The organism is Streptomyces olivaceus (assembly GCF_000721235.1).
In the GTDB taxonomy this organism is placed as follows: Bacteria; Actinomycetota; Actinomycetes; order Streptomycetales; family Streptomycetaceae; genus Streptomyces; species Streptomyces olivaceus.
The window spans coordinates 76191-94544 of record NZ_JOFH01000005.1; the positions used below are offsets into that span (position 1 = coordinate 76191).

At 72.7% G+C, this 18354-nt stretch carries 17 protein-coding genes; 3 read left to right on the top strand and 14 right to left on the bottom strand.

The annotated features are described in order from the left end of the window. Positions 1-6: 6 nt before the first annotated feature. From IG94_RS0108105 to IG94_RS0108125, 5 genes are all read right to left on the bottom strand, one after another. Positions 7-1050, bottom strand: coding sequence for a LacI family DNA-binding transcriptional regulator (locus IG94_RS0108105; RefSeq protein ID WP_031032981.1), 1044 nt, complete (start codon positions 1048-1050; stop codon positions 7-9). Then, entirely contained in the window at positions 1047-1874 is an 828-nt protein-coding gene (locus tag IG94_RS0108110) for a carbohydrate ABC transporter permease (protein WP_031032982.1), read from the bottom strand. Before IG94_RS0108110 ends, IG94_RS0108105 begins: the two co-directional genes overlap by 4 nt. A 15-nt stretch (positions 1875-1889) precedes the next feature. Next, the gene (locus IG94_RS0108115; RefSeq protein WP_031032983.1) at positions 1890-2828 is read right to left on the bottom strand and encodes a carbohydrate ABC transporter permease; all 939 of its coding nucleotides are present in this window, start codon (positions 2826-2828) and stop codon (positions 1890-1892) included. Positions 2829-3003: 175 nt separating this feature from the next. Then, entirely contained in the window at positions 3004-4293 is a 1290-nt protein-coding gene (locus IG94_RS0108120) for an ABC transporter substrate-binding protein (protein ID WP_031032985.1), read from the bottom strand. Positions 4294-4495: 202 nt separating this feature from the next. Beyond that, a complete protein-coding gene (locus IG94_RS0108125) occupies positions 4496-5395 on the bottom strand; it encodes an NAD-dependent protein deacetylase (RefSeq protein WP_031032986.1) in 900 nt (299 codons plus the stop codon). 316 nt (positions 5396-5711) lie between these two features. On the opposite strand from IG94_RS0108125, the gene IG94_RS0108130 reads away from it, so the two are divergent. Beyond that, positions 5712-6578, top strand: a complete 867-nt coding sequence (locus IG94_RS0108130) for a PP2C family protein-serine/threonine phosphatase (RefSeq protein ID WP_031032988.1) — start codon at positions 5712-5714, stop codon at positions 6576-6578. A gap of 50 nt (positions 6579-6628) precedes the next feature. Further along, positions 6629-7618, top strand: coding sequence for an MASE1 domain-containing protein (locus IG94_RS0108135; protein WP_031032989.1), 990 nt, complete (start codon positions 6629-6631; stop codon positions 7616-7618). Between the two features lie 71 nt (positions 7619-7689). Here IG94_RS0108135 and rhaS read toward each other — a convergent pair whose 3' ends face one another. The 6 genes from rhaS to IG94_RS0108165 all read right to left on the bottom strand — a co-directional run bounded on the left by rhaS (position 7690) and on the right by IG94_RS0108165 (position 13534). Continuing rightward, positions 7690-8769, bottom strand: a complete 1080-nt coding sequence (gene rhaS, locus IG94_RS0108140) for a rhamnose ABC transporter substrate-binding protein (RefSeq protein ID WP_031032991.1) — start codon at positions 8767-8769, stop codon at positions 7690-7692. A 307-nt stretch (positions 8770-9076) separates the two neighbouring features. Beyond that, entirely contained in the window at positions 9077-9436 is a 360-nt protein-coding gene (locus IG94_RS0108145; protein ID WP_031032992.1) for a hypothetical protein, read from the bottom strand. Next, the gene (locus tag IG94_RS0108150) at positions 9433-10296 is read right to left on the bottom strand and encodes a DODA-type extradiol aromatic ring-opening family dioxygenase (RefSeq protein WP_031032993.1); all 864 of its coding nucleotides are present in this window, start codon (positions 10294-10296) and stop codon (positions 9433-9435) included. Before IG94_RS0108150 ends, IG94_RS0108145 begins: the two co-directional genes overlap by 4 nt. Positions 10297-10462: 166 nt before the next feature. Beyond that, positions 10463-11284 carry a citryl-CoA lyase gene (locus IG94_RS0108155; protein WP_031032995.1) on the bottom strand — a complete coding sequence of 274 codons (822 nt, stop codon included), beginning with the start codon at positions 11282-11284 and terminating at the stop codon, positions 10463-10465. 116 nt (positions 11285-11400) lie between these two features. Further along, positions 11401-12582 (bottom strand): CaiB/BaiF CoA transferase family protein, encoded by a 1182-nt coding sequence (locus IG94_RS0108160; RefSeq protein WP_052410589.1) that lies wholly within the window; start codon positions 12580-12582, stop codon positions 11401-11403. A gap of 148 nt (positions 12583-12730) precedes the next feature. Then, positions 12731-13534 carry an IclR family transcriptional regulator domain-containing protein gene (locus IG94_RS0108165; protein WP_031032999.1) on the bottom strand — a complete coding sequence of 268 codons (804 nt, stop codon included), beginning with the start codon at positions 13532-13534 and terminating at the stop codon, positions 12731-12733. Positions 13535-13872: 338 nt separating this feature from the next. On the opposite strand from IG94_RS0108165, the gene IG94_RS0108170 reads away from it, so the two are divergent. Next, the gene (locus tag IG94_RS0108170) at positions 13873-15348 is read left to right on the top strand and encodes an amidohydrolase family protein (RefSeq protein WP_052410590.1); all 1476 of its coding nucleotides are present in this window, start codon (positions 13873-13875) and stop codon (positions 15346-15348) included. A 44-nt stretch (positions 15349-15392) separates the two neighbouring features. Here IG94_RS0108170 and IG94_RS0108175 read toward each other — a convergent pair whose 3' ends face one another. The 3 genes from IG94_RS0108175 to IG94_RS0108185 all read right to left on the bottom strand — a co-directional run bounded on the left by IG94_RS0108175 (position 15393) and on the right by IG94_RS0108185 (position 18252). Next, positions 15393-16817 carry an MFS transporter gene (locus IG94_RS0108175; RefSeq protein ID WP_031033002.1) on the bottom strand — a complete coding sequence of 475 codons (1425 nt, stop codon included), beginning with the start codon at positions 16815-16817 and terminating at the stop codon, positions 15393-15395. After that, positions 16810-17256 (bottom strand): MarR family winged helix-turn-helix transcriptional regulator, encoded by a 447-nt coding sequence (locus IG94_RS0108180; RefSeq protein ID WP_031033003.1) that lies wholly within the window; start codon positions 17254-17256, stop codon positions 16810-16812. Before IG94_RS0108180 ends, IG94_RS0108175 begins: the two co-directional genes overlap by 8 nt. Positions 17257-17343: 87 nt before the next feature. Then, positions 17344-18252, bottom strand: a complete 909-nt coding sequence (locus tag IG94_RS0108185) for an NmrA family NAD(P)-binding protein (RefSeq protein ID WP_031033005.1) — start codon at positions 18250-18252, stop codon at positions 17344-17346. Positions 18253-18354 lie beyond the last annotated feature (102 nt).

Here is an 18354-nt window from a genome sequence, read left to right on the forward strand (position 1 = left end):
GCCGGATCAGCCCGGGGCGGGCCCCGTGGACTCGCGGACGACCAGCCGGGGCCGCCCGGTGAGGGCGCTCTCCTCGACCGGCTCGCCGCACAGGGCCAGCAGCATGCGCGCGGCGGCCGCGCCGACCCGCTGCACCTGCTGGTCGACCGTGGTCAGCCGGGGATGGAGCCAGCTGCCGAGCGGCAGGTTGTCGTAGCCGACCACGGACACGTCGCGGGGCACGGCCAGTCCGGCGCGCTGCGCGGTGCCGGTGCCGCAGACCGCCATGGAGTCGTTGGCGTACACGATCGCCGTGGGCCGGTCGGCGGCGTCGAGCAGGGCCTCGGTGGCGCCGACGGCGTGCCGCTCGCTGAAGTCGGTGGGCAGCACCGCGAAGGGGCGCAGCCCGGCCTCGCGCAGGGCGTCCTCGAAGGCCGCCCGGCGCACCCGGGTGTGCTGCAGTTCGGGCGGTCCGCTGACGTAGGCGACGCGCCGGTGGCCGAGGGCCAGCAGATGCGCGACGGCCTCGGCGATGCCGGCCCCCTGTTCGCGCAGCCCGACGCGTGGGACCACGGCCCCGTCGTCCGGCGAGCCGAGCAGCACCGCGGGCAGCCCGAGCCGGGCCAGCAGCGCGGGCCGCCCGTCGTCGTCCCGGGCGTCGGTCAGCACCGCGCCGTCCACCCGCCCCTCAGCAGCGAGGCGCTCGTACAGGCCGTTCTCCTCGCGGTCGCCGCTGACCAGGTGCAGCAGCAGACCGTAGCCGCGCGGCGCCAACTCGCCCTCTATGCCGGTGATCAGCTCGCTGAAGTGCGGGTCGGAGCCCAGCACGTCCGTGGGGCGCCGGACCACCAGGGCCAGACTGCGGGTACGCGCGTTGCGCAGCGCCGCCGCCGGGGCGTTCGGGCTCCAGCCCAGCTCCAGCGCCGCGTCGAGGATCCGCCGGCGGGTCGCCTCGGAGAGCCGGCCCTTGTTGTTGAAGGCCTGCGAGACGGCCGCGGTCGACACACCGGCCGCGGCGGCGACCTCCCTGATCGTCGGCCGCCTGCCCGGCCGCTCGGTGGCGACGCTCACATCTTCACCGCCCCGCTGACCAGGGCCTGCTGCATGCGCTTCTGGAGCACCGTGTAGACGATCCACACCGGCACCAGGGTCAGCACCGTGCCCGCCGTCAGCACGCCGTAGTCCGTGCCGGTGATCGACTTCAGGGTGGGCAGCGCCACCTGGACCGTGCGCTGCGCCGGGTCCGGGCCGATGATGACCAGCGAGTACAGGTACTCGTTCCAGAAGGTCAGGAAGTTCAGCAGCAGTACGGTGGCGATGCCCGGAAGGCACATCGGCGTGTAGACGTGCCGCAGCACCGCGAAGGTGGACGCCCCGTCCAGCCGGGCGGCCTCCTCCATCTCCGGCGGGATCGTGCGCATGAACTGCACCAGGATCACCACCGACAGCGGCAGCGCCGTCGCGGGCAGGAACAGCACCATGAAGATCCGGGTGTGGAACAGCCCGGTCGCCGCCGCCAGCAGGAACGTCGGGAAGAGCGCCGCGAACGTCGGGATCAGGAAGCCCAGCGAGAAGACCTTCTCGACGACACCGGCCAGCCGCCCGGTCGAACGCGCCAGCGCGAACGCGGCCGGGATCGCCAGCAGCAGGGTGAGCGCCAGCGAGAACACCGTCACCAGAGTGGAGTTGACGACCGCGAGTCCCAGATCGGCGCTGTCGAAGGCGGTTCTGAAGTTGCCCAGACCCAGGGAGGACGGCAGGGCGAAGGGGTGCGCGAAGATCTCGTCGTTCGACTTGAACGCCGAGGCGAGGAAGTAGTACAGCGGGACGACGAGCAGTACCGCGTACGTCCACACCAGGATGTGGGCCGGGAGCCAGCGCTTGCCGAGCTTCATGTGTGCTGCTCCGAATCAGTAGTTCTGGCGGAAGACGCGGCGGATCGTCAGCAGCCCGACGAGACCGGCGAGGAAGAGGAGGACGCCGACGGTCTGGCTGTAGCCGAGGTCGGCGGCGATGAACGCCTTCTGGTACACGAGGAACGACAGGGTGGTCGACGACGTCCCCGGCCCGCCCTGCGTCAGCAGCAGCACGTGCTGCGCGGAGCCGAACAGCGTCCACAGGAACTGGAGCATCGTCACCACGCCGACGTAGTCCCGGATCACCGCGAAGTGCACCGACCACATGGTCCGCCAGTGCCCCGCCCCGTCCAGCTGGGCGGCCTCCCCGAGCTCGTCCGGCACACTGCCCAGCCGGGCCGCGAACAGTACGGCGGTGAAGCCGATGCCCGCCCAGATGTCCAGGGCGATCAGCGCCGCCAGCGCCGTCGAGGGCGAGGCCAGCCAGGCGTCGGTCAGGGAGCCCAGACCCACGCCTTCCAGCGCCCCGTTGAGCAGGCCGTCCGGCGACAGGGCGGCGTAGAAGACCATGGCCTTGGCCGGCGTAGAAATCAGTCCGGGGATGAAGAGCAGGTAGCGGATGACCCGGTGGCCGGGCGGGCGCTGGGCCACGTAGTAGCCCAGCATGTACGCGCACACGATCATCACCGGCAGGGCGACGGCCAGTTGGACGGCGGTGTTGCGGACCGCGTCCCAGAACACCGGGTCGTCCAGCACCACCCGGACGTTGTCCAGGCCCGCGAAGGACACCGGCTGGAGCATGCCCGGCCAGTGCAGGGCCGCGATCACGAAGATCGCGAGGAGCGGCCCGACCATGAACACCAGGTACCAGACCAGCGCGGGCACCGCGAGGACGGTCCCGCCCTGCCGGGCGCGGCGCGCGGCGGCCGGGGGCGAGGGCGGGGCGGAGCGACGGGCCGCGCTGCCGTCCGGCGTCGTGGTGAGGGTCGTCATGCGGTGACTCCCGGAGAACGGGTGGCGGAAACGGAGGGGTGCCGGGCGGCGGGCACGGCGGGGTGCCGGACGACGACGGAGCCGGAGAGACTCCGGGCGGATGCGGATGCGGATGCGGATGCGGATGCGGGGGCGGGGGCGGGGGTGAGGCCGGGGCCGGGCTCGGGCATGCGGCTCACGCCGACCGGTACGCGGACTCGAGTGCGGCCCGCACCTGGGCCGCCGTCGTGCCGCGGGTGAAGGACGTGCTCGTCGCGGTGATCAGCGACTGCGCCGCGGCCGGCGGCACGTACACGTCGGGCAGCAGCACCTGGCTCACCTCGGGTCCGAGCCGCTGGGCCGCCCCGACCAGGGGGAAACCGGTGCTGACGGCGTCCGTGCGCAGGGCCATGTCCCGGCCGCTCTCCGTCACGAACCGGGCCACGATCTCGGGCCGGTACATGAACCGCAGGAACTTCTCGACCTGCTCGATCTTGCGCACGCCGTTGGGGCTGATCCAGAACCCGATCAGGGTGTAGGCACGGATGACCGTCGGCCCCTCGTGCGCGGCGCCGTCGGCCAGCGGCCAGCCGCCCACCTCGGTGTGGTGCGCCACCTCGTCCGGCACCTTGGCCAGGGCCGAGGACATCGCCGACTGGATCGCGGCCTCCTCGGTGTTGAACTGCGTGTTCATCGAGTCGGACGTGAGCCCCTGCGCCTTGTCCGCGAAGACACCGGCGTCCCGCAGATGCGTGAAGTACTCGATGCCCCGGCGGGCGCCGCGCCCGCCGAAGTCGCCGGTGGAGTAGACGTGCCGGGCCTCGTCCTGGGACAGGAAGGTCTGGATGATCTGCGCCATCAGCTTCTGGCCGGTCCAGTCGTTGCCGCCCACGGTCACGGGGGCGAGCCCCTTGGCGCGCAGCTTGCGGGCCGCGGCGATCAGCTGGTCGCCCGTGGTGGGGATCGAGTCGACCCCGGCCCGGTCGAGCAGGGCGCGGTTGTAGGCGACGGGCCAGTTGGTGGCGAAGTAGGGGAACGCCCTGACCCGCCCCTCGTCGTCGGTCCAGTCCGCGAGGGCGGCGGGCAGGACCCGCTCACGCAGTCCCCACGCGTCCAGGTACGGGCCGACGTCGACGGTCGCGTCGACGTCCGTCCAGGCCAGCGTCTTGTCGTAGAGGTTGACCATCACGACGTCGGCCTCCTTGCGGGCCAGCCGCGAGGTCTCGTAGACCTGGGCGAGGTCGTCGCTGTTGACCAGGTTCTTGACCTTGATCCCCGGGTTCTCCTCGTGGAAGAGGTCGACGGCCGCGAGGTACGTGGGGGAGCCCGGCGCGGTCGTGCCGAGCTGGGTGTGGACGACGAGGGTGTCCGGGTCGGAGTCCGCCGACGCCAACGACGAACACCCGGACAGAGCGGGCAGGGCAGCGGCCGCAGCCAGGCCGGAACCGGCGGCGAGCAGGTCGCGCCGAGTCAGCGATGAGCGCACAGGGGTGGTCTCCAACCAAGCGGTTAACGATTGGTTAATCGATGTACCTCGTGAGGTGCGAGGACTGTATGGAGTGGAGGCACCGCGGTCAAGAGGGTGGCCCGCGGGAGTTCCGCGTCCGGGCCGGACGGTCCGGACCACGCCCCAGCCGGCCTTCGCCGGATCGTCGCCGCGCTGCCGTCGGGTCGTCGCGGCGCCTGCGTCAGGCCGTCGCGGGGTCCTGGACGGGGACGCCCAGCCGGTCGGCGACCGTGGTCAGGGCCGCGCCGAGCGGCAGCGCGACCCGTGTGACGGCCTCCCGGTCGCCGCGGGTCGGGTCCCGGTTGACGATCAGCACCGGCTTCCCCTCCCGGGCCGCCTGGCGCACGAACCGCAGCCCGGACATCACCGTCAGCGAGGAGCCGAGGACCAGCAGCGAGGCCGCCTCGCGGACCAGGGCGCGGCAGTGCTCGACGCGCTGCGGCGGGACCGCCTCGCCGAAGAACACCACGTCCGGCTTGAGAACGCCGCCGCAGACCGTGCAGGGCACCACACGGAAGTCGCCCACCTGCTCGTCGCTGAGGTCGGCGTCGCCGTCCGGGTTGATGCCGGCGGCCACCGGCGAGAAGCCGGCGTTGGCCTCCTCCAGGCGCAGCGCCAGTTCGCGGCGCCGGCTGAGCGCGCCGCAGGACAGGCAGACGACCCGGGACAGGCTGCCGTGCAGCTCCACGGCGTCCTCACTGCCGGCCGCCTGGTGCAGTCCGTCCACGTTCTGCGTGATCAGGCCCGTGAGCAGACCGTCGCGTCCGAAGGCCGCCACCGACCGGTGCCCGGCGTTCGGACGGGCCCGGCCGAAGGTGCGCCAGCCGAGGTGGCTGCGTGCCCAGTACCGGCGGCGCGCCTGCGGGCTGCCGGTGAAGTCCTGGTAGGTCATCGGCGTGTGCCGGCTCAGACTCCCGCCCTCGCCCCGGTAGTCCGGGATGCCCGACTCCGTGGACATGCCCGCGCCGCTGAGCACCAGCACGCGGCCGGCGCGCAGGGCTTCGGCCACCGGCGCCGGATCCGTGGTGCCCGGCGGCAGGTCCGCGTCCGGGGTCCAGCTCAGAGTGGGGCGCATCCGCATGCCGCAAGGGTACGGAACGGCCCGCCGCCCACGGCGTGACGGGGAGCACACCGGGCCCGGGCCACGGGCTCGCGCCCCGGGCGACGCCGGGAGTACCCGCACCTCCGGCGGGGCGCGGTCCGGCTCCGCCCCGCTCTACGGCTCCGCCCCGCTCTACGGCTCCGCCCCGCTCTACGGCCCCGCCCCGCTCTACGGCCCCGCCCCGCTCTACGGCCCCGACGTGCCCGCCCGCGGGCCGGATGACACACTGGCAGTGTCCAGGGGCCGACAGGATGCCGATGGGATCTTCGAGGGCGGCCCGGTCCGGGAGTGGTCGATGTTCCGCAGGAGTCGCGCACCCGACGGCGAGGAGCTGCTGGCCCGGCTGGCGTCGCTGACCACTCAGGCACGGGAGCTGGCCGAGCTGAGGCGGTCCCAGGTGGAGCTGGCGATCGCCCTCCAGCGCGACATGCTCCCCGTCGACCTGCCCGTGGTCCCCGGCATCCACCTGGCCGCCTGCTATTCGCCCGCGTACGCCGGACTGAACGTCGGTGGCGACTGGTACGACGCCTTCCCGCTCCCCGACGGCAGCATCGGCCTCTCCGTGGGGGACGTCCAGGGACACGCCATCGACGCGGCGGCGTTCATGGGACAGGTGCGGGTCGGCCTGCGGGCACTCGCGTCCGTCACCGGCGAGCCCGGCTCCCTGCTCGCGTGCACCAACGAACTGGTGCTCTCCCTCAACAAGGACCTCTTCGCCACCTGCACCTTCCTGCGCTACGACCCGGCCACCGGCCTCCTGGAGAGCGCGCGGGCCGGCCACATCCCCTGCGTCCGGGCCACTGCGGACGGCAGGGCGGAGGTCTGCCGGGACGAGGGCGGACCGCCGCTGGGCGTCATGGAGGGCAGCGAGTACCCGGTGACCCGGTACCGGCTCGCTACCGGCGGGGTGTTCGTCCTGGTCACGGACGGTGTCGTGGAGGGGCCCTCGCTGAGTGTCGACGACGGACTCGAACGCGTGGTCCGACTGGCGGGTCTCGCCGCCGTCACCGGCATGGAGGCGCACGAGCTGGCCGCCGCGGTGCTCAAGAACGCCGAACTGAGCGGGCACGAGGACGACGCCGCCGTGCTCGTCGTCGGCCATGACGGGCGCGCCGTCACGCCGCCGCAGGGCCCCACGACGGGGGTCCCGGTTACGCCGTAGGGCCCTCCCGCGCGTCGCTCGCCTCGCCGCCGCGGCGGCACCGGTGTCTGATGGCTGCTGTGGAGGGTGTCCGAGCATGGCCGCGGCCGGTCGTCCTCGCCTGCGGAACGCTGCTGCTCGCCGGCTGCTACTACGCGGCGGGGAGGCTGGGGCTGTCGCAGCAGCTGAGCGCGGACGGAGCGGTCGCCACGCCCATCTGGCCGGCCAGCGGCGTCGCGGTGGCCGCCCTGCTGCTGTTCGGCCCCTGGTGCGTGCCGGGCATCGCGCTCGGTGTGCTGCTGACCGTCCTCCGGCTCGGCAACCCCGGAGCCGCGGCCCTGGGGATCGTGGTCGGCAACACCGCCGCCCCGGTCCTCGCCCACCTGCTGCTGCGCGCGGTCGGGTTCCGCGTGAGCCTGAGCCGGCTGCGCGACGGACTGGCGCTGGTCTTCCTCGGGGCGCTGACCGCCACGCTGGTCAGCTCGGGCATGGGCGTCGGCATGCTGCTGTGGTCCGACGAGATCCCGACCGGCCATCTCGGGCTCGTCTGGCTGGCCTGGTGGGTCGGTGACGCCATGGGCGTCGTCCTCGTCACCCCGCTGCTGCTCCTGATGTACCGGGCCCGCCTGCCACCGCCGTCCGTGCGCTGGGCCGAGGCGCTCGGGCTCGCCGTCGTCGTGTGCGTCCTGGTGCCGCTGATCACGTACAGCTCGGTCAGTGTGCTCTTCCTGGTGTACCCGCTCCTGATCTGGTCCGTGCTGCGGTTCCAGCTCGCGGGCGGCATGTCCTGCGCCCTGCTCGCCTCCGTGCTGGCCACCGTCGCGGCGCGGCAGGGGGCCGGATCCTTCGGGAGGCTGACCGAGATCGAGGCCATGATGGAACTGCAGGCGTTCAACGGGACCCTCGGTCTGACCGCGCTGCTGCTGTCCGCGGTGATCAGCGAGCAGCTGCACACCCGGCGGTCCGTGGAGGGGGCCTGCCACGAACTGGTCGAGGCACTGCAGCATCTGAACGCCGGGGGGCCTCCCGGCCCGGGGAGGTCCGGCGGAGACGTACGGTGAGTGCGGCGGCCGGGGCCGCCGCACTCACCGCAGCGCCGGACGTCTCCCGCGGGGACGGGCGCGGGCGCCGCTCAGAAGTCGTAGTCGTCGATGTTGCCGGCGTTGAAGACCGTCGGCTCGCCGAGCGCGATGACGCCGTTCTGGCTGATCTGGTACCAGCCCATGTCGCCGGCGAGGAACATCTGCCCCTCGCGGCCGGTGATCTGCGCGGAGGCGAGGGCGACGGCCGCGTACCCGGTCAGCTCGCCGAGCTTGGCCGGGTCCCACAGCACGAACTCCTCCACCGTGCCGTCCTCGATGTACGGGCGCATGTCGTTGGGGGCGCCGAGACCGGTCAGTTTCACGTCGCCCTTGAACTCCGACTGGGACAGGTACTTCGCTGCGGCCTTGAGGCCGTTGGTGGTGGGGGAGAGGATGCCCTTCAGCTTCGGGTACTTCTGCGTCAGCTCCTCGGCCTTCGCGTAGGACTTGTCCGCCTCGTCGTCGCCGTGAACGACGTCGACGAGCCGCATGTCCTTGTACCGCGCGTCCTGCATCTCCGTCTTGATGCCGGCGATCCAGGCGTTCTGGCTCGTGGCCGTCTCGGCGGCCGAGAGGATCGCGACGTCGCCCTCGTAGCCGACCTGCTCGCCCAGCAGTTCCAGCTGCCGTACGGCGATGTCCTCGGCGCTCGCCGGGGAGACGAACGCGTAGCGGCACTCGGGCTTGGTGTCGGAGTCGAAGGTGACGACCTTGATGCCCGCGTCCATGGCCTTCTTGAGCGGGCCGCACAGCGCGTCGGGGTCCAGCGCCGAGACGGCGATCGCGTCGACCTTCTGCTCGGTGAGCCGGTTGACGTGGGCCACCTGCTCGGAGGCGTCCGCACTCTGCTCGGTGCCCACCTCCTTGAAGGTCGAGCCCAGCTCCTTGACGGCGCGCTCCCCGCCGGCGTCGGCCATGTCGAAGTACGGCGTGTCCACCTGCTTGGGCAGGAAGCTAATGGTCATGCCCGTCCTGGTGGGGGCGTTGGGGGACGCTTCGGCGTTCTTGCCGCTCGTCGCCACGTCGTCGTCCGCGGAGCCGTCGCCGTCACCGCAGCCGGCGGTGAGGAGACTGAGGGAGGACACGGCGGCGACCAGTACGGAGGCGCGGCGTGCGGGGGTTCTGTGCATGTGCTTCTTTCGGTGAGTCGACGTGCGGCGACCGAAGACCGTTCACCAGGTGCGTTCAGCCATGGCGGTCTTGCGGAGCACAAAGGTCGCAGGGGGCCGCCCGGGCGTGGGGCCGGGGCGGTGAAAGGCTTCCTGGGGAGCTTGACGGGACGTTAGGCAGAAACGCCTTTCGGGTCAATGGACTTGGGGGAAGACTTCTGAGGTCCCCGGCCTCGCCGCCGTGCCCCCGGGGGATTGCGGAACCGTTCCCGGGGTGCGCGCGAGCCGTGCCCGCGCGGCAGCCGCCGGAGCGGGAGCGGACCGGCGTTCACGTCGCGATGTCCGGGTAGGGGAGGGCGAAGTGCGCCAGACGCTCGGCGTACTGCTTCTGGTAGCCCAGGCCCTCGTGGTCGCGCTCGAACAGGGCGATGAACAGCGTGAGGGTCAGGAACGGGTGGGCGCCCAGTGCGAAGAGCGCCGGATGGTCGTGGGTCGCGAGCGCCTCGCGTTCGGCGTCCTCGAACCGCGTCCAGGTGGAGTCCTCCCCGCCGGCGCAGCCCAGGAGGACGCCGGCCCGCGCCGCCTCCCACCAGGCGACGGTGGCGCGCGGGTCCTCGCGGTAGCGCTCCACCAGCGCGGGATCGCGGTCCACGGTGTACAGGAACTTGTTCACCAGGTACTTGCTCATGCGTCGGCTCCCTTCGGATACCAGGTGAAGTAGGCCTCCATGGTGTGGAACAGGTCGAGGGTGTCGACGTGGTCGGCCCGCACGCCCTCGCCCGCGACGCCCATCATCAGCATGAAGTCCATGAAGCCGTGGGTGGCGTTGCCCGGGCGGTGCAGGCTGTCGAGGGTGACCTCGGACAGACAGCCCTCGATGTCCCCGTTCGCGATCCACTCGACGGCCCTGCGGTCGAACTCCGGGTCGGGACCGTGGTCCCCGAACTGGCGCGGGCCGCCCAGTTCCAGGGAGAGGTGACCGGTGCCGATGACCGCGACACGCTGGTCGGAGGGCCAGCTCTCGACCATCTCCCGCAGTGCGCGGCCGAGTTGCACGAACCGACGGGGACGCGGCAGCGGGGGAGCGAAGATGTTGGTGTAGACCGGAACGATCGGCAGGTCGACCTCGGGCCGCAGCGTGATGATCGGGCAGGTGATCGAGTGGTCGATCCGCAGCTCGTTGCTGAAGGCCAGGTCGAAGCCCGCGTCCAGTCCCTGGCGCAGCACGTGCGCGGAGAGTTCCTCGTGCCCGGTGAGCAGCATGCGCGGCAGGCCGAACTCGCGCTCCTCGTTGTAGAAGTTGGCGTCGTAGAACGGGGCCTTGCCGACCAGGAACTGGGGCATGTTGTCCAGCCAGAGCTGGTGGAAGTGGTCGGAGCCGACCATCACCAGGACGTCCGGACGGGCTCTGGTCAGCGTCTCGCGGAACTTCTCGATCTTGGCCACCCAGGCGTCGGCGAACGGCGGCCGGTGCTCGCCGGTGGCCCTGCTCGCCCGGTAGTAGAAGGGGTGATGGGTCGAGGCGATGACCGCCACCAGCTCTGCCATGGTGATTCCCTCGTCGGATGCACGGAGTTGTCGGACGCACGGATCGGGCTGTGGGTCGTGGGTCGCGCAGTGCGGATCGCGCAGTTGGGGTCGTAGGCCGCGGGCCGGTGGGTTGTGGGTCGCGTCCGCGACACGGGGCGGTCGGGGTGCGGGGCGGTCGGCCCGTTCAGCCGTTCCCGGACGGGTCGGCGTACCGGGCGTTGCGGTCGACGGAGAGGTAGACGTCCATGCCCACGGGGGCACGCTGCTCCTCCGCGAGGTGCCCGAGGAGACCCGCGGTGCGGGCCAGCAGCGCGAAACCGCGCAGCAGTCCGACCGGCAGACCCAGGTCGGCCAGGGCCGCGCCGCACACGCCGGCGCCGTTGAGCGGCAGGGTGCGGCCCAGCACCTGGGGGTGCACCCTGCCGACGGCCTCGAACAGGCGCAGGTGCGGCCCCTTGCGGCCGTTGTCCTCGGCGATCCGCAGCAGCACGGGCGTACGCGGGTCCCGCACCTTGTGCACCGGGTGCCCGAGCCCCGGCACCCGCCGCCGCTGCGCGTGGGCCACCCGGACCGTCTGCAGGGCCAGCCGGTCCCAGCCCGCCTCGTCCGCCTCGTCGGGCAGCCGCTGCGGGTGCGCGGCCACGATGTCGTGCAGGAAGGCGCCGCAGTCCTCGGTGACGCCGAGGAACCGGGAGCCGCCGCCCAGCAGCCCGGCCGCGAGGGCGCCCTGCACGGAGTCGGGGGCGGACAGGTAGGTGAGCCGGGTCGTGATCGCGGTCGGGGTGAACCCGTGGTCGGCCAGGGCGACGAGCACGGCCTCGAAGACGCGGACGTCGCCCGGTTCCGGACGACGCTGCGTGACGAGCCAGAGGGCCAGTTCACCGAATCCGACCTTGCCCATCAGCTCCCCGGCCAGGTCGTGGCCGAGCAGGCTGATGCTGTCGGCGTCGGAGGTGCCGAGCGACGTCGGGTACCGCGGCGTGCCGTCGTGCGCGGATTCCTGCACGGTGCTGCTCCTCGGAGTGGGGACGGTCCGCCGGGGGCGGCGGGGTGGCTCGCGGTCGGCAGGGGGACGGGCCGGGGCGGCTCGGTGCACGGGGGCCGGCGGGGCGGAGGCGCGGTTCAGTCCCGCGGGCCGGTGAGCCAGGTGCGCAGCGCGGGTCCGTCGGCGTCCAGGGCGGGCGGGGGCAGTTCGTGTCGCGGCGGGGTGGCCGAGAAGGAGATCGGGTGGCGCACGGTCGGCACCGCCGCCCCGCCCTCGCCCGCCGCGGCCACCGGGTCGAGCCCCACCTCCTCGGCGAACGCGACGCCTTCCGCGACCGTGTTGATGGGGGCGCAGGGCACGCCCGCGGCGAGCAGCCGGTGGAAGAGGTCCTTCTTGGTGCGGGTCGCCAGCCGTTCCACGAGCAGCGGGCGGAGCAGGTCGCGGTGGGCGGTGCGGTCCTGGTTGCGCGCGAAGCGCGGGTCGGCCGGCAGGCCGGGCAGGCCCAGTACCTCGCACAGCTTCGCGAACTGGCCGTCGTTGCCCGCGATGACGACGAGTTCGCCGTCGGCGACGGGCAGGGGCTCGTAGGGGAACAGGCTCGGGTGGGCGTTGCCCATCCGGTGCGGGACCTCCCCGCCGGCCACGTAGGCGCTGGAGTGGTTGACCAGCCCGGACAGCGCAGAGGAGAGCAGGTTGACCTCCAGGTGCTGCCCGGCGCCCGAAGGGCCGCGGTGGTGCAGTGCCGCGAGGATGCCGAGGGCGGCGTGCATCCCCGTCAGCACGTCGAAGACCGAGATGCCGGCCCGGTAGGGCGGGCCGTGCGGGTCCCCGGTGAGGCTCATCAGCCCGGAAACGGCCTGGACCATCAGGTCGTAGCCGGGAAGGGACGGGTCGGCCTGCGGTCCGAACCCGCTGATCGAGGCGTAGACGACGCCGGGGTTGGCCTGCCGCACGGCGGCGTAGTCCAGGCCGAATCGGGCCAGCCCGCCCGGCTTGAAGTTCTCGATCACCACGTCGGCGCGGGCGGCCAGTTCACGGGCCAGCTCCGCGTCGGCCTCGTCCTTGAGGTCCAGCGCCAGCGAACGCTTGTTGCGGTTGACGGCGAGGTAGTACGTGGAGACCCCGTCGCGCGTCGGCGGGAGCCAGGTGCGGGTGTCGTCGCCCCCGGGGCTCTCCACCTTGATCACTTCGGCGCCCATGTCGGCGAGCAGCATGGTCGCGTACGGACCGGCGAGGATGCGTGAGAAGTCGGCCACCAGCAGCCCGTCCAGCGGTCCGCGGGTGGCGGGGCCCTCGGACCGGGTCGTTGCCTCTGCCATGCCTCAGCGCTCCCCATGTCCGTTGTGCGGACGGGTGTCCGTGAGGCGGAGTCTCGAAGCGCCGGGGGTGTGGTGTCAAGACCCCGGCACCCGCGTCACGCCTCGGTCACCCGCGTAACGCCTCGGTGTCCTCAGGCCGTCGGCGCCTTCACGCCATCGGTGTCCGCGGGAGTGCGCCACAGCGCGCGAAGTCCGCGCTCACCTCGCCCGCCGCGTGCAGCAGCAGCGGCAGGTACTCCTCGCGCAGCGTCTCGACCGAGGTCTCGGCCGCGTGCACGGTGACGTTCATCGCCGCGATCACCCGGCCCTCCCCGTCGCGCAGCGGTGCCGCCACCGACCGGATGCCCGCGGCCAGCTCCTGGTCGGTCAGGGCCCATCCCCTGGCCCGCACCTCCCGCAGCGCCCCGTCCAGTTCGGCCCGGTCGAACCGGTGGCGCGGCTCGGCGCCGGAACGGCTCGGTTCGGCCAGCGCCTTGTCCAGCTCGGCCGGCTCGAGACCGGCGAGCAGCACCTTGCCGAGGGAGGTCTGCGGTGCCGGGAAGCGGGTGCCGATGCTCACCGCCAAGGCGATGATCCTGGGTACGGCGACCCTGGCCACGTAGACGATGTCGGACCCGTCCAACTGCGCGACGGACGTCGACTCGTGCGTGCGGGCGACCAGGCGCTCCATGTGCGGGCGGGCCACTCCCCACAGCCCCAGCGACTGGACGTGGGTGAGCCCCAGGTCGAGCACCCGGGCGGTGAGGGTGAAGCCTCCGCCGGGCAGCGAGCGCGCGTAGCCCAGGGTCTCCAGGGTCAGCAGGATCCGCCGCACCGTCGGCCGTGCCAGCCCGGTGGCGGACGCCACCTCGCTCAGACCCATGACGGGTGTGTGCGGGCCGAAGGCCTTGATCACGTCGAAACCGCGGGCGATCGCCTCGATGAAGTTCGGGTCGTCGTCACGACGGGGCACGGTGGCTCCTGCTGCTCGGAGTTGATCGGGCACCACGGGGTGCCTCCGTCCTGAGACTAGCCGCTCCGGTCAGCCTGTCCGCCTGGCGGCTCGTGCGGCCCGGAGCCGCCGGAAGCGGCCGTCGGAAACCCGCGGACGGCCGTCGGCCGCCCGCCGGAAGCCCGCCGGGTTCCGTTCGGGCGGGAGCCTTGACAGGGCCTGGGGTCCGGACACATCGTTACGCACCAACCAAGCGTCCGGCAGGCGGACGTGCGTCCGCCACGGTCAAGGTACTCCGCGGGCTGACACCGTACTTCGCGGGCTGAACGCACTCCTCACGCTACGAGTCGGAGGAACGGATGAACGCGGCCGGCAACTCGTCAGGACTCGGCACGGGCCGGCCCGGGGCGCCCGTGGTGTTCCGCAACGGCACCGTCCTCACCATGGACGACCGCAGGACGCTGCACCGCGGGGCCGACGTACTGGTCGTCGGCGAGCGGATCGAGGCCGTCGGCCCCCTGCTGGCGGTCCCCGAGGGCACCCGCGAGATCGACGCCACCGGCGGCATCGTGATGCCCGGCATGATCGACACACACCGGCACATGTGGCAGACCGCGATGCGCGGTTACGGCGCCGACTGGACCCTCACCCAGTATTTCGTCTGGTACTACCTGGAGCACGGCACGCACTTCCGGCCCGAGGACGTCTACGCGGGCAACCTGCTGGCGGCCGTCGAGGCGCTCGACTCCGGCGTCACCACGACCGTCGACTGGTCGCACGGCCTGCAGACCGTGGAGCACGCGGACGCCGCACTCGACGCCCTCGACGAGGTCCCGGGACGGTTCGTGCTCGCCTACGGCAACATCCGGGCAGCACCCTGGGAGTGGACCGCCGCGCCGGAGTTCCGCGCCTTCGTCGACCGCAGGTTCGGCGGCGACCGTACGGGCCTGCAACTGGCCTTCGACATCACGGGCGACCCGGACTTCCCCGAGAAGGCGGCCTTCGAGGCGGCACGGGAGCTGGGCGTGCCCGTGACCACGCACGCCGGGGTGTGGGGCGCCACCAACGACGACGGCATCCGGCTGATGCACGAGCACGGCTTCATGGGCCCGGACACGGTCTACGTGCACGCCGCCACGCTCGGCGCCGACTCCTACCACCGGATCGCGGCCACGGGCGGTTCGGTGTCCGTGTCGACCGAGAGCGAGCAGAGCTGCGGTCAGGGCTACCCGCCCACCTGGGCCCTGCGCGCCCACGGCATCCCCGTCTCGCTCTCGATGGACACCAGCGTGTGGTGGAGCGGCGACCTCTTCTCCGCCATGCGGGCCACCCTCGGTGCCGACCGCGCCCGCGAGCACCTGGAGGCACACGCCGGTGGCGAGACCGTGACCCACTCCCACCTCCGGGCCGAGCAGGTGGTGGACTGGGCGACCCGGGGCGGGGCGAAAGCCCTCGGCCTCGACGACCGGGTGGGCAGCCTGGAGGCCGGGAAGCGGGCCGACGTCGTACTCGTCAAGAACGACCACTCCCCGGTGATGTTCCCGCTCCTCAACCCCTACGGCCACGTCGCCCTCCAGGCCCAGCGCGGCGACGTGCACACCGTGATGGCGGGCGGTCGCCTCGTCAAGCACGAGCACCGGCTGATCGGCGTCGACCTCGCCAAGGTGCGCCGGACCGTCGACTCGACGGTCGAGCACCTGCGGTCACGGCTCGGCGCCGAGGCGTGGGACCAGGGGATGAACCCCGACGTCCCCGAGACGAAGGTGCTCGACAACCCGTACACGTACACCGGCTACCGCACCGCCGCCACGCACGGCGGCCGGCCCGGCGACTGACCCGGCGTCCGCCCGGCCGTGGCGCCCGGGGCCGCGGCGTCGCTCTACGCCGCCGTCCGCGTGTCCCGCGTGTCCACCCGGCCGAGGGTGCGGTCGAAGAGGGTGAGCACCAGGTACAGCACGGCGGCGCCGAGCATCACCCAGGCCAGCCGGTGCAGTCCGCCGGTGTCGGCGTGCTGCCCGAAGGAGGCGGCGGTCGCGGCGGAGGCGACCATCGAGCCGATGTAGGCGAAGGTGCGCAGCAGCCCGGCGGAGGAGGCGGTGCGCGCGGGATCGGCCTGGAAGTAGACGGAGTTCTGCAGGGCCAGGTTGTTCAGTCCCTGCGGAACGCCGAAGACGAGCGCCACGAGGAGCAGCAGCCACAGCGGGCTGTCCCCGGTGAGGGTGAGGATCACCCCGCAGGCGGCTATCTGTCCGGCGGCCCCGATCAGCAGTTTCCCCCGCACGCCCCGGCTGCGGCCCGACACGACGGAGACGCCGATCGCCAGCAGGAACATGGGGATCTGCGCCAGCCCGGCGTGGAAGGGCGTCAGTCCGAAGCCCTCCTCGGTCCACTGGGTGAAGCCGTACAGGAACGCGTACGCGACGACGTAGGCGACCAGCGCCCGCCCGTAGGTGGCCAGCAGCGGGGTGTTGCCGCCGAGGACCCGCAGGTCGATGAAGGGGGTGGTGGCCCGCAGCTCCCGGACCGCGAAGGCGGCGCCCGCCGCGGCGGACAGCGCGAGCAGGTACCAGTCGCGCAGGTGCAGGTTCATCAGGAAGAGCAGCAGCGAGACGAGCATGGCGGCGAACAGCCCCATGCCGGGCAGGTCCAGGCGGGCGACCGCGCCCCCGCGCCGTGCCGGACCGCCCACCGGTGCCCGTTCCTCGCGGGGCAGCCGCAGCAGTCCCAGTGCGACGGCCGCGACGGACAGGGGAACGTTCAGCGCGAAGGTGGCGCGCCAGCCGCCCACCGCGATCAGCAGGCCGCCCAGCAGCGGGCCGACGACGGCGACGGTCTGGTTGGCGACGGCCAGCGCGGTGAGTACCCCGCCGGGACTGTCCCGCCCGGTGCGCTCGGCCTCGCTGCGCACCAGTGCCATCGCCGCCGGATAGCCGGCGCAGGTGCCGAACCCGAGCAGGACGCGCGCGCCGATCAGCACGCCCAGACCGGGAGCCAGCGCCCCGACGACACCGGCGACGCCGACGAGGCCGGTACTGAGGAGGAAGAGGCGGCGCGGCCCGAAGAGGTCGACGAGCCGACCCACGACGGGCTGCCCGAGCGCGGTGGCCAGGTAGAGCGCGGAGACCAGCCAAACGGTCTGCGAGGCGGGAGCGCCCAGGGCCCTGCCGATGGGAACGAGGGCGACCGCGACGATCGTCGAGTTGACCGGGTTCAGTACCGACCCCAGCAGCAGCGGCGGCAGCAGTCTGCGGTCGAACGCCGGCCTGCCGGAGTCGCGAGCCGCCTCCGCCTCCGCCTCAGTCACGGGTGAGCCGTTGCAGCACGGCCATCGTCTCGATCACGGCCAGGCGCTCCTCCTCCGAGCACCTCGTCTGCAGCCGGTCGGCGAGCCACTCCGTCCGTGCCTGCCGTCCTTCCTCCACCCGGCGCAGGCCCCGCGCGGTCAGCGTGATCAGCAGGCGCCGCCCGTCGTCCGGGTCGGGGCGGCGCTCGACCAGGCCGAGGGAGGCGAGCGCGGAGACCGTCGCCGTCATCGACTGGTGCCTGACCCCCTCGGTGGCCGCGAGTTCGCTGGCCGTGACGCCGCCCTTGTCGGACAGGCGGGCCAGGACCGAGGCCTGGCCCAGGGTGATGTCCTCGGCCTCGGACGCCTTCAGGATGCGGCGGCGCAGCCGGCTGATGACCGCACGGACCTCGCGCGAGGCCTGCACCGCCGTCGGTGAGGGGCTCTGGTTCTCACTCATGCGGCCAGGCTAACTTCCACAGGGTGAGCTGTACAGCCTTGGCTGCATGTGTGTGGACCGTGTCCCGCCCGGTGTGCGGGACCGGTGTCAGGCCGAGGTCGGAAGGTGCTTCCGGGCCCAGGTGGAGAAGTCGGTGAGCGGGATGCCCAGGTCGCGGGCGAAGGCGGGCCGGGCCGGCTGCGGGTGCTCGTTGAGCGACGCCTGCCCCAGGCCCATGTCGGGCATCCCGGCGGCGACCGCCTCCTCCTTGGTCATGTCCGGCGCGGTCACCGCGGTGTCCAGGTGCTCGGTGAGGATGCCGGCGATCTCCCGCATCGTCAGGACGTCGCTCGCCAGTTCCAGTTCGACCCGGTCGAACCGCTCGGGTGCGGCCACGGCGGCAGCGGCGGCCGCGCCGATGTCGTCGACGGCGACCAGGGACAGCCGGGTCGCGGGCTTCAGGAGCGTCACCAGCCCGCCCTCCAGCCCGCGCGGGAACACGATGGCCTCCGAGGGCAGCAGGTTCTCCATGAAGTACCCCGGCTTGAGGAGCGTCCAGCGGGCGAAGCCCGCGTCGCGCACCCGGTCCTGGATTCCGGCCTTCGCCGTGTAGTAGGGCTCCATCCAGCTCCAGTCGTCCTTCACCCAGCTCGTGTGCTGCCCGGCGCCGGAGACGGAGGTGTGTACGAACTGGGGCACCCCGGCCGCCCTGGCGGCCTCGATGAGGTGGGTGGCCTGCTCGAGCTCCCCCTCGAAACCGCGCCGGCCGAAGTCGGGCATCTGGACCGAGAAGACGGCACGGGCCCCTTCGGCGGCCCGGGTCAGCGAGTCGCGGTCGTCCAGGTCTCCGGCGACCAGTTCGGCGCCGAGTGCCGCGACTGCCGCGGCCCGGTCCGTCGAGGGGTCCCGGACCAGGGCCCTGACCGGGACGCCCGCCTTCAGCAGGGCGCGGGCGGCGGCGCCGCCCTGCCGGCCGGTCGCGCCGGTGACCAGGACGGGTGCGGAAGCTGTGGGCATGGGTGTCCTCCAGAAGTGGTGACCCTAAACGGCGGGGCCCGCCGTTTATCTGCCGGGTACGATACGGAGGACCCCGCCGTTTAGCAATCGCGAGAGGACGTC